This is a genomic window from Colwellia psychrerythraea 34H, assembly GCF_000012325.1.
GTDB classification, from domain to species: Bacteria; Pseudomonadota; Gammaproteobacteria; order Enterobacterales; family Alteromonadaceae; genus Colwellia; species Colwellia psychrerythraea_A.
The window spans coordinates 2,004,708-2,016,737 of record NC_003910.7 but is presented as its reverse complement, the minus strand read 5'-3'; the positions used below and the strand labels follow the sequence as shown (position 1 = coordinate 2,016,737).

The following is a 12,030-nucleotide window of genomic DNA, read 5'->3' as shown; positions in this document are numbered from 1 at the left end:
TCATAAGATGGTGCAATTACAGTGTTTTAGCCCAATTGTAAGTGCATTAAATCAGTGACTGGCAGTAAAGCCCAAAAAACACCTACTTTTAATGTTAATTAAACAATTACCTTGTGTTGAATCAAAGTAATTGTTTTAATTAATTTTATAATATCAGGTAATCCCCATTAATTTATTATTTATGAATCATCAGTTTATCGTTTTTCTAAAAGCATTATTAGGTAGTTGTAAAGACTTGTTACCTATTATCCTCGTTATTGCATTTTTTCAATTTGCTGTGCTGCAACAACCCATGCCTAATATTGGCGATATTTTAGTTGGTCTCGCATTAGTCGTTCTCGGATTAACCTTCTTTATTTACGGTTTAGAAATGGGCTTATTCCCCATTGGTGAATCGATGGCGCAAGCATTCGCCAAAAAAGGCAGCATTAGCTGGTTACTGACTTTTGCCTTTTGTTTAGGATTTGGCACCACTGTGGCTGAGCCTTCCTTAATCGCCGTAGCTAAAGAAGCAGCAATTGTTGCAGCATCCGGTGGAATTATTGCTGATACGTTAGAGTCACAACTTTCTTATGCCAATGGTTTACGTTTTACCGTTGCCTTTGCTGTTGGTTTTGCCATTGTTATTGGTGTATTACGCATAATTCGTGGTTGGCCTATACAATATTTAATTTTGGGCGGTTATGTTGTTGTGGTATTGATGACGTTAATTGCTCCTAGCTGGATTATTGGTATTGCCTACGATTCTGGCGGTGTTACTACGTCAACGATTACCGTCCCCTTAGTAACAGCATTAGGTGTTGGTTTAGCCTCAGCAATAAAAGGTAGAAACCCGATGATTGATGGCTTTGGTTTAATTGCTTTTGCCTCATTAACACCAATGATTTTTGTGATGATTTACGGCATGGTGATCAGTTAATGGATTTATTATTTGAATTTTTGACCACCTTAAAAAATACTGTTATTGATGTATTACCTATTCTGTCGATAATTTTAGGCTTTCAGTTGCTGGTTATTCGCAAACCTATTCCGCACATTAAACAAGTAGGTTTCGGTTTTATCTATGTACTTATTGGTTTAGCGTTGTTTTTGCTTGGTTTAGAAAAAGCCTTATTTCCGCTCGGAAAAATGATGGCAGAACAGCTAACCGCACCAGAGTTTATTCATGCTGGCGAGCAAGTGTTAACCAGCATTCATTGGACAGATTATAAGTGGGTTTATATTTTTGCCGCAGCTATTGGTTTTAGTACTACCATTGCAGAGCCCTCACTTATCGCCGTAGCCCTTAAAGCAGAAGAAGTTTCCGGTGGAGCGATTAATGCGAATAGCCTGAGAATTTCAGTGGCTATTGGCGTTGCTTTTGGTATCGCTTTAGGGAGCTACCGCATCGTCGTTGGTCATCCTATTCATTATTATATTATTGCCGGCTATATTGTCGTGGTCATTCAAACTTTTTATTGTCCTAAACTTATAGTGCCATTGGCATATGATTCAGGTGGTGTAACAACCTCAACCGTAACCGTTCCTTTGGTAGCTGCTTTGGGGTTAGGTTTAGCCAGTACTATTCCGGGACGTAGTCCTTTGATTGACGGATTTGGTTTAATCGCTTTCGCTAGTTTATGTCCAATCATTGCCGTAATGGCTTATGCGCAGCTTACTGAAGCCAAAACACATCGGACGAATAAAAAATTAGAAAAAAGAAAAAGAATTAAAGAAGAGAAACGTAATTTAAACAGAAATAACGAGGCTCCTTAACAGAGTCTAAAAGATAAATAAAACAGGTGATCATATGCAATTCAAACTAATTGTTGCCTTTGTTGACGACGCTGTAACAGACGACGTTATGAAAGGTGCAAGAATGGCCGGCGCAACAGGCGCAACCATAATAAACAATGCCCGAGGCGAAGGTGTTAAACGCCAGCGCACTTTTTTTGGCATGCAACTTGAGACACAAAGAGATGTATTGCTTTTTGTTGTTGAACAGCACTTAGCGAGAAAAATTCTTGAGCGAATTAGTAATATTGCTGGTTTTGATGAAGATCCAGGTAAAGGTATTGCTATTCAATTAAATGTCGAAGATGCAGTAGGAGTAGCTCATCAGGTGGAGCGCTTAAAAGGTAAAATTGAGGAAGAGTTATGAGCCATAAGTTTGTACAAGTTAAAGATGTAATGACCACCAACAACTATCAATTTGCTGATGGGATGATGACCGTTGCTGAAGGCATTAAATTAGCCAAAGAGCACAATATTAGTGCGCTAATTATTAATAAACGTAATGAACAAGATGAATACGGTTTAGTTATGCTTGCTGATATTGCCAAAGAAGTACTGGCAAAAGATCGTTCTCCAGATCGCGTGAACTTATATGAAATAATGACAAAACCATTGGTCAGTGTATTACCTGACATGGATGTAAGATATTGCGCACGATTATTTGAGCGCTTAAGTATTCACCTTGCACCCGTTATTGAAAATAAAAACATTATTGGTATGGTTGATTATACCAATATGGTTTTTAGCCAAGTTGAATAACGTTAGCTAAGACGGATAGTTTCCACAGCATTGTTGCAGTAATGTAGAGGCTCAATAATGCTCAAAAACCAATCTTATAGATAACTTAAATACAGTTCTCTTAGCAATCAAAAACCTATATTTGATTGCTAATGTTTTCTATGTCTTTCAATTTTCATACCCCATCATAACCAGTTCCACTTAGTTTTCAATTCCAAAACACCCAGTGATATTTCCTCGTGCTGAAAACAGTCGTTCTTGTATCTGTACACTTCCTCAATCGCGATCGTTTTGATAGAAAATTGGCGATAATAATTTAGAAGACGTTGCTCTTTTGTTGGCTTTTTATAGTTATGCGGTTGATCAAGGTCAACATGACAATGTGAAACTTAATTCATAATAATAAAGCTCATTATTGTTGTATCTAAGGGGAGAAATACTTTGGAATTTTCTGATGAGGAACTATTTGAACAAGGACCTGTTATTTTGTTTACCTGGCAACTTACGCCCGGGTTGGCCTGGTGGTAAAAATAACGAATAATGTTCATCAATTTGGCTATGAACCAGCGGAGTTCTTATCAAAAAAGCTAACATTTACTGACATTGTCCACCCTGAAGATTTAGATCGTATTGTCAAAGAAATGGTCGCTTTTTTAAAGAACGATATCGTTTATTTTGAACAGGACTATCGAATATTTACCAAAGGTGGTGATATTCGTTGGGTCTATGAAAAAACGATATTGAAAACAGATGATACAGGATTGCCAACTCTCGCTAAAGGTTATCTGCTTGATATAACTGAACGTAAACTAGCAGAGCAGCAGTTACGTGAATCCTCAGAAAAATACTACCAGTTGTTCGATAAAAACAAGGCGATTGAGTTACTGATAGATCCCAATACTCAAAAAATCATCAAAGCAAATGGTGCTGCTGAAATATTCTACGGCTATAACGAACAAGAATTTAAGAACTTATCTATCAGCGATATCAATATACTGTCAGTTGACAAAATAGAAGCGGAAATAGAACTAGCACTAACCGAAAAGCGTGACTATTTTAATTTTAGACATCAGCTTAAAAACGGCGAAATAAAGGATGTTTGTGTCTATTCAGGCCCTATAATAATGGCTGGCCGTAAGGTACTTTATTCAATTATCCATGATATTACCGATCAGCGTCAGGCCGAAAAAGCCCTTTTAGAAAGCGAACAAAAATTCCGCTCATTTATAGAAACAACCTCTGAAGGATTTTTAATTCTTACACCACAATTAGATATCAACTTTTCTAATACCGCTATTTGCCAACTAGCCGGTTATTCATTAACTGAAATGCAGGGAAAATCAGTATTAGTCTTCGTCACCTCTGAATCCCGTAAGCAATTACGTCAACAGTTGATTATGGCGCGTTCTCACTCGCACCTAGCCGCCGAGTTAACCCTAATGCACAAAAATGGCCATCATGTATTTATTCGATACAAGGCGACAGTTATGGCCGATGGTAACGGTTTTTTTACTTATATTACTGATATTACCGAACGAAAGCTGAAAGAAGTAGAACTAAGAACATTAAACAGTGCAGTAAAACATAGCGCCAGCTCAATTATTATCACTGATAAAAACGGTATTATTGAATACGTTAATCCTCGGTTTTGCGTGGTAACTGGTTACAGTGAACAAGAAGTTATTGGTCAGACACCAAGCTTAATTAGTACCGCGAAGACACGAACAGAACTACATACCGAATTGTGGAAAACAATTCTTGCCGGTGATGATTGGCATGGAGAAACCTATAACTGTACCAAAAACGGTGAATTTTATTGGTCGATGATGTCAATTTCACCCATTAGGAATGAGAATGGAGAAATAAGTCAGTTTGTTAGTGTTAGTCAGGATATAACTGAACATAAATCCAAGCATTTAAAAATGGAAGAATTAGCCCTCAGAGATCCCTTAACGGGTTTAGCTAATCGCCGTTTGTTTGATGATCGCCTTAACCAAGCGATTCAAATAATCAGCTATCAAAATAGAAATGGTATTGGAATTATTATGCTTGATCTTGACCATTTCAAAGATATCAATGATACCTATGGTCATGACGTCGGTGATTTAATATTAAAAGAAGTCGCACGCAAATTACTATTGTCTACTCGTAAAGAAGATACCGTCTCTCGTTTTGGAGGCGATGAGTTTATTATACTGTTACAGGATGTTAGTAAAGTCTCTGATGCTCAACGAGTGGCAGCAAATATTCTTAAGACTTTATCAGAGCCAATAGATGTAGGCGAGCATACTTTTTCTATCACCTGTAGTTTGGGTGTTTGTCTCGCACCTCAAGATGGCTGTATTCCAACTCAACTGTTAAAAGCCGCAGACCTTGCGTTATATCAGGCAAAAATAGCGGGTCGTAATAACATACAATTTTATAACACAGGTATGCAGCAATTGAGCGAAAGCAATAAACACTCAGAACAACTAATCTCTTCATAGCGTTAGGTGTTCTGTTTTTTACTTTCTATGCCAAGGTATGAGTTTATCTGGGCTATTTCAATCGGTATCAAGGGAAAGCTTTAATCGAGGTATTTCTATGGCTGGGCAGCGATTTACAATCATGGTGATACCGCTTTTTATCGCCAATAGCTCAGCACTTGCCTCAGTCACCCCCAGTTGAGTCCATATAGTGGTTATATTGGCTTGTGTAGCCTCAACAACTATATCGTACAGATATTTCGATTGGCGGAATACATCAAGCATATCAATAGGTGATGGTACCTCGCCTAAACAACCATAAACCTTTTGCTCCATGATTGTTGTTCCCGAAAGAAGTGGGTTGATAGGGAAAACTTGATAACCTTCATTTATCAAAAAAGACATCACCTTATAACTGTCGCGTTCTGGTTTTGAACTGGCACCAATTAAGGCAATCGTTTTAACCTTTTTTAACGTTTCAACAATTTTATGGTCTTCAAGATCATACCTATCATGAATAAGTTCAGTACTCACATTAAAGTCCTTGCCATTGCGGTGCTCTTTTATCAAAAAATGCACTGACACCTTCTTCACATTCATCAGACAACATAGCCTGCAACATAGCTTGACTTGCTGAAGTGTAAGCATCTTCAATTGACTCTTCTATTTGCTGATAGAAGGCAAGTTTACCTGAATGAATTCCAACCGCTGACTTTTGAGCTATCTTATTCGCTAACTTTTCAGTTTCGTTTTTTAAGTCTTCTATTTTTACTACTTTATTGACCAAGCCGAAACGCATGGCATCCTCTGCACTAAACATATCACCTGTTAATGCTATTTCCATGGCATGCTTACGATGCATATTACGACCAATGCCTACCAGTGGAGTGGTACAGAATGTTCCTATATTTACCCCAGGTGCACAAAATTTAGCTTGGTCTTGAGTAACCGCTAAATCACACATAGACACTAACTGACACCCAGCAGCACTTGCCGTGCCTTGTACACAAGCAATAATTGCTTTAGGAGATTTAATGAGTGACATCATCAATTGTGTGCAGTCATCTAAAACGGCTTTAACGCGTTTTTCATTATCAGGTTCACAGTGCTCTTTTCTGCCTGACATTTCTTTTAAATCATGACCCGCTGAAAAAACCCCACCTTCGCCTGTAATCACAATGACCCGAATGTCATCATTCTCACTCGCTTCTCTTATACGCCCATATAACGCCCGTAACATAGCTGAAGATAATGGATTTCTTTCTTTCGGACGATTCATAGATAACCAAAGCACATGATTATTGGTGTTTACTAACACATAAGGCTGATTTTCATTAGTTAGAGTCATGACATTCCTATTTATGTAAATTATTCCGTTTGATTACTTAATACTAAATCTGAAGCTGAATTCGAAAGTTAAACATTAAAACAAGTGTGATCACTACGCCTCTTTAGGCAGCTAAAAACAATGAACTTAACTGAGCGTTAAACCAGAAAACATGAGAATTCAACATCGTTTTTATACACATTATCATACATAACTTTAGCTTACATTGAATAGCGCAATCAATTCAAGTGACTGGTTATATACCCATTACCATTCAAAGTGCAGGATTTCAGTGGGATTTAAAATCATTTTAGGCAAGGAAAATAATTTAAGCATAGTCAGTCTATGGTTAAGTTATTTAACACGGCATAAAGTGATTTTAAACCCATCGAAGAAGCGCTTGAGCCATATCACTTCATCGTTGCAGTGACTGATAATGGAACAACCATTATCAGTCACAGCGCCTTGAATTGAAATTGCTCAAGCACTCTGAAACCTGCATCTTGATTGGTAACGGGTATAGTAGCCTATAGGGTCTCATTCAACGTCTCTAACAAAACGAACAATACTTCAAATTATGTGCTATTCCGCGTAGCCAACCAATAATAAAAGCCATTAATCTAGCCCATAAAGTCTTCTAAAAACCATGCAGCAAACTCATGTCGCCCTTCTACATTTGCTTTACTATAGATAACAGAGGCTTGTTGTCTAACCGTCTTTTCTTTGGTATTCCTAACGCCACTTATTTCTTTAAAACTGAGTCCCTTCAGTAATAACATGGCAACGTCTTGCTCACTAGGCGTTAAGACCCATTGTTCAAACTGTGTATGAATAACATTGCTATATTCATGACGAGCGCTTCTCATCTCTTCAGAGATATCTCTCAATTTATTATCTGAAAATACTAACTCTTGTTTTAATCGAATAGTATTTAATGTTCGAGCACGCATATCCCTTATTAAAAACAGTGCACCAAAACCTGAAACAAGAACAATGAGGCTTTCAGAGACAATATGCCAATTGGGTACGCCTAACGATATATCGGTGATCACATCAGAAAAATTTAATAACATTATTATTATCAAAACCAACAGTATAACTTTGTCCTTCATAAAACCTCTTTTAAATCAGACCATTGAGAAATCAATGGACATATGTACCATACGTAAGAATAAGTATAAATTCATTAGATTACGACCTATGCCCAATGACCTGGCATTTCAATTTAGTAATAATTACTCTACAAAATTTAATTACCACTGAACTTATTATATGCCGTTTTTACAGTTAAAAAAAACACCAAATGTTTTTACTAACAACTTTGTATTATTAACTTTGTTTTTTATTGCACTATGTCAAATACCATCAGTATTCGCTTTTGAGAAAAAGGAAATTATTGAGCTATCTGTACTGGGTGATTTTGAAATTAAATTTTCAACAATAGAAAAAGAAACATTGAAAGTCGGTCAAAATTTAATTGGAGAAGTAACCTACAAACCTGGGGAGAACTATTCTGTTGTACTACCGTTTGATGTTCAAAAAGTTACTTACCATATAAAAAATGGCAGTTATGTAGAACTCGGTGCAACCATTGCTACTGTAGAAGGATATGATGTCCATCACTTTCTCGACGAGTTTGAGTCAGCTAAAATAATACTGGAAGCGTCAGAAAATCATTTTCAAACCAATAAAGCTTATTTTGAGAATAAAACCATAAAAAGCACCCAATGGATTGAAATTACCAAAAGCTATTTCAAAGCTAAATTAAATTTTGAACATTTCCAACATCAAATGTCTTTTTTACATATTGATAAAAATGAAAAAATCACCCTTATTAGCCCTAAAAATGGCATAGTGAAAATACCTAGCTTTCAGAATATAAAGTCAGCAGGAGATCTCGCTTTTGATGTTATAAGTACTAATTCGGTAAAAGTAAAGATCACCACACCTTTGTCCTACTCTGCCAACTTATCCCATTTTATTATGTCATCGACTTGTGAGCTTGAAATTAACAGCTTTGAAAGTATTGTCGATAAGTATCACCAAACAGTATGGGCTTCCCCGAAGTCTGAACAGTGTAAATTAACATTGGGTCAATCGGTAAAGCTGACCCCCATACTCAATTTTGTTGGTTATAAAGTCCCTAAAAAATCACTTTTTGAGCTCAATGACAAAGACTATATTGCCATAAAATCTAAAGATAAAATCTCACTTACTTCTATCGTTATTGTTGGATCAAACAATAACGAGTATTACGTTACCGCTAAAGAGGATATCAGTAATAAGAAAGCACTTGTTAGTTCCGTAAGTATCCTTCAGGGAAAATTACTTGAGTTAGGGGCTGAATAAATGCTGAACTTCCTTATTAAATTTTCTCTCACTCAACGCTTGTTTGTCTGTATCTTTGTGGTAATTACTCTATTGGTTGGTGCTAAGTCTTGGTTAAGTATACCTATAGATGCCTTTCCAGAGATATCACCTACACAAGTTAAAATTGTGCTTAAGTTACCAGGAATGAATGCCTTAGAAATTGAATCTCAAGTAACACGAGTGATTGAAACAGAATTACTCGGTATACCATCACAAGAAATGCTTCGTTCAACAACAAAATATGCAATCACGGACATCACGATTGATTTTGAAGAGGGAACTGACATTTATTGGGCAAGACAACAGGTAAATGAGCGTTTGGTAAATATTCTCCCTTCCCTACCTTCAAACATAAGTGGCGGTATGGCGCCAATGAGCACACCATTAAGTGAAGTGTTTATGTTTACTGTAGAGAACCCTACTTTGTCACTTACACAAAGAAGAGAACTATTAGATTGGCATATTCGCCCATTATTACGAACGGTTTCAGGTGTCGCAGATGTAAATAGTTTAGGCGGCTATGTTAAAGCTTATGAAATAACACCTGACATATTGCTAATGCAACAATACAACATTTCTTTTAACGAGTTAGAAACGGCTATAACAGCCACAAACCAAAATGGCGGCGTTGGTCGTCTGGTAAAAGGTAATGATACCTTAATACTTAGAACCGAAGGTAAATTTGAAAACATTGATTCATTAAAAAATGCAGTGATAAAAACAACTAATAATAAGGTCATTAAATTACACAATATAGCGACGGTATCGATAGGTAGTTTAACGCGTTATGGTGGCGTTTCTAAGAATGGTGAAGAAGCAGTCCAAGGTTTAATTATTGCGTTAAAAAACAGTAATACCGCTAAGGTAGTTGAGAATGTAAAAAGTAAGCTGCAAACGATTGAGGCATCTTTACCTACAGGAACAAAGATCAACGTTTTCTATGACAGATCTAATCTTATCAATACCGCAATTAATACCATTACCAATGCATTAAGCCAAGCCGTTATATTGGTCATCGTATTGCTTGCCATTTTTTTAGGTGATATTCGCTCATCATTAGTCGTTGCACTTTCTTTACCAATGTCAGCATTAATGACCTTTATACTGATGAAAGAATTTGATTTATCCGCTAATTTGATGAGTTTAGGCGGGCTAGTAATCGCTATAGGCATGTTAGTCGACTCTTCTGTAGTGATCGTTGAAAACATTGTAAATCGACTCTCAAGTAATCAACATTTACCTCGATTACATGTCATATATCGTGCATGCAAAGAAGTCGCAACCCCGGTATTTTCTGGCACCATTATTATCATTATAGTCTTTTCACCTTTACTGATGCTTTCTGGCTTAGAGGGAAAATTATTCACCCCTGTCGCCTTGACGATTGTATTTGCCATGTTAAGCGCCCTACTTCTATCCTTAACTATTATTCCAATACTGGCGTCTTTATTATTAAAAAATGAGCCGGTTAAACAACCCAAAATAGTCACTTTACTGCAGCATTTTTATTCAAAAACACTTCGTAAAACCATCAACAAGCCAGCAGCCATCCTTGTGTTATCGGTAAGTACTTTCATCATTAGCATTATTCTTTTTCAAGGCTTAGGTAAAAGCTTTATGCCGGTACTTGATGAGGGCGACATCATAGTTCAACTCGAAAAATCTCCTAGTATCTCTTTGTCTTCATCTGTTGATATAGATGAACAAATTGAGAAAACGCTTTTAAAAAGTACGCCTGAAATAATACAGATTGTCGCTCGCACAGGTTCAGACGAGCTAGGCCTAGATCCAATGGGGTTAAACGAGACCGATGTATTTATGGAGTTAGCACCAAAGTCAACATGGCGGTTTAACACTAAATCCGAGCTTATTGAGGATATTCGCAATACACTGACCAATTATCCCGGCATGAATATAGGTTTCACTCAGCCAATTCAAATGCGCGTATCAGAAATGCTAACCGGTGGTACTGGAGATATTTCTATCAAAGTCTTTGGCAATGACATTGCCATACTGACCTCCCTTGCTGAAGAAATATCAGGGTTGGCAAATAAAATCCAAGGCGCTTCAGATGTGCAAATGGCCTTAATTGAAGGGGGGAAATACGTAAATATTAAACTTATTCCTGAAGTAGCAAGTCAGTTCGGTTTATCCACCCAAGCCTTAAGTCATTACTTGAAATATCAATTAGAAGGATTGCAAATTTCATCCTTACTTGATGGAAATCATGCGATTCCTATCGTATTTAATCGCGCAAAAGAAACATCATCTACTGCTGATGAAATATCGTCCATTCATGCACTAAAACAAAAGCTAATTTTAATGCCTAGTAACGTTTTACTCCCCCTTGAACAAGTTGCCAATATCAGCATGAAAAATGGTCCACTATTAATTGAAAGAGAAAAAGGCAACCGATTTTCCTCGGTAAGTGCAAATGTTGTTAACAGAGACGTTGTTAGCTTTGTTGATGAGTTAAACATGAAAATCCAGAATGAAATAACACTGCCTAGTGGCTATACTTTAACCTTTGGCGGTGAGTTTGAAAGTCAGCAACGCGCGACAAAAAATTTATTATTATTAATTCCTATCGCGCTTATTTTGATCTTTATAATATTGTTCACCACCTTTAATTCTCTTTCTAAATCGAGCCTGATTATTGCCAATATCCCTTTTGCCTTAATGGGAGGCGTTATTGCGTTATATGTGAGTAACGAATATTTATCCGTACCTGCTTCCGTTGGTTTTATTGCATTGCTCGGTATTGCGGTACTAAACGGTATTGTGATGATAAGTTATTTTGAACAAACCAAACAGTTTGCCGAGAGTTTGCATAACCGGATTATTGACGGAGCAAAGCGCCGACTTAGACCTGTTTTAATGACCGCAACCACAGCAATGTTTGGTTTATTACCCTTAGTTTTTGCAACGGGTCCTGGCGCAGAAATTCAAAAACCATTAGCGATTGTTGTTATCGGCGGCTTAATAACATCAACCGTCACCACCCTATATCTATTACCACTATTTTACTGCTGGCTGGAGAAACGAAATGCCTGAACAAGTAATATTTACCTTAAATGTACCAACGGATTTAAAAGATGATGTCGTTGATAAATTAATCACCTTTTCAAGCATTACCGGATTTAATTTAAAAACAATAAGTGGCTACAGCAAAGAACATAGTCAATTTGATATCGCTGAACAAGTCGAAGGGTATAGAGCTTTTTATCAAATAGAGGTGCTGATACCTTTAACAGATATTAAACAACTTAAGGCAAGTCTCAATCCTATTTGCCAACCAGCCAAGTTAAAGTATTGGCTTACACCCGTTATAGAAAGTGCACACTTTTAATCCTGTAT

At 36.9% G+C, this 12,030-nt stretch carries 11 protein-coding genes; 8 read left to right on the top strand and 3 right to left on the bottom strand.

Going from position 1 to position 12,030, the window contains the following annotated elements; all coding sequences use genetic code 11:
- Positions 1-181 precede the first annotated feature (181 nt).
- From CPS_RS08650 to CPS_RS08630, 5 genes are all read left to right on the top strand, one after another.
- A complete protein-coding gene (locus tag CPS_RS08650; RefSeq protein WP_011042777.1) occupies positions 182-919 on the top strand; it encodes a DUF1538 domain-containing protein in 738 nt (245 codons plus the stop codon).
- Complete coding sequence (locus CPS_RS08645) at positions 919-1,755, top strand: DUF1538 domain-containing protein (protein WP_011042776.1); 837 nt, start codon at positions 919-921, stop codon at positions 1,753-1,755. The genes CPS_RS08650 and CPS_RS08645 overlap by 1 nt, the downstream gene beginning before the upstream one ends.
- Before the next feature lie 34 nt (positions 1,756-1,789).
- Entirely contained in the window at positions 1,790-2,140 is a 351-nt protein-coding gene (locus tag CPS_RS08640; protein WP_011042775.1) for a P-II family nitrogen regulator, read from the top strand.
- Positions 2,137-2,532, top strand: coding sequence for a CBS domain-containing protein (locus CPS_RS08635; RefSeq protein ID WP_011042774.1), 396 nt, complete (start codon positions 2,137-2,139; stop codon positions 2,530-2,532). Before CPS_RS08640 ends, CPS_RS08635 begins: the two co-directional genes overlap by 4 nt.
- Positions 2,533-3,032: 500 nt before the next feature.
- Positions 3,033-4,997, top strand: a complete 1,965-nt coding sequence (locus CPS_RS08630; protein WP_011042773.1) for a sensor domain-containing protein — start codon at positions 3,033-3,035, stop codon at positions 4,995-4,997.
- Between the two features lie 57 nt (positions 4,998-5,054).
- Here the strand turns inward: CPS_RS08630 and CPS_RS08625 are convergent, their stop codons facing one another.
- From CPS_RS08625 to CPS_RS08615, 3 genes are all read right to left on the bottom strand, one after another.
- On the bottom strand, positions 5,055-5,510 hold the full coding sequence (locus CPS_RS08625) for a CoA-binding protein (protein ID WP_011042772.1): 456 nt from the start codon (positions 5,508-5,510) through the stop codon (positions 5,055-5,057).
- Between the two features lies 1 nt (position 5,511).
- Positions 5,512-6,324, bottom strand: a complete 813-nt coding sequence (locus CPS_RS08620; RefSeq protein ID WP_011042771.1) for an enoyl-CoA hydratase — start codon at positions 6,322-6,324, stop codon at positions 5,512-5,514.
- Positions 6,325-6,923: 599 nt separating this feature from the next.
- Positions 6,924-7,415 (bottom strand): helix-turn-helix transcriptional regulator, encoded by a 492-nt coding sequence (locus tag CPS_RS08615; RefSeq protein WP_011042769.1) that lies wholly within the window; start codon positions 7,413-7,415, stop codon positions 6,924-6,926.
- A gap of 160 nt (positions 7,416-7,575) precedes the next feature.
- Here CPS_RS08615 and CPS_RS08610 point away from each other — a divergent pair, with 160 nt between their 5' ends.
- From CPS_RS08610 to CPS_RS08600, 3 genes are read left to right on the top strand one after another with little or no spacing between them, the layout of a single operon-like run.
- Positions 7,576-8,652: a hypothetical protein gene (locus CPS_RS08610; RefSeq protein ID WP_011042768.1), complete on the top strand. Its 1,077-nt coding sequence runs from the start codon at positions 7,576-7,578 to the stop codon at positions 8,650-8,652.
- Complete coding sequence (locus tag CPS_RS08605) at positions 8,653-11,727, top strand: efflux RND transporter permease subunit (RefSeq protein ID WP_011042767.1); 3,075 nt, start codon at positions 8,653-8,655, stop codon at positions 11,725-11,727.
- Positions 11,720-12,022, top strand: a complete 303-nt coding sequence (locus CPS_RS08600; RefSeq protein ID WP_011042766.1) for a DUF3240 family protein — start codon at positions 11,720-11,722, stop codon at positions 12,020-12,022. The genes CPS_RS08605 and CPS_RS08600 overlap by 8 nt, the downstream gene beginning before the upstream one ends.
- The last annotated feature ends 8 nt before the right edge of the window (positions 12,023-12,030 follow it).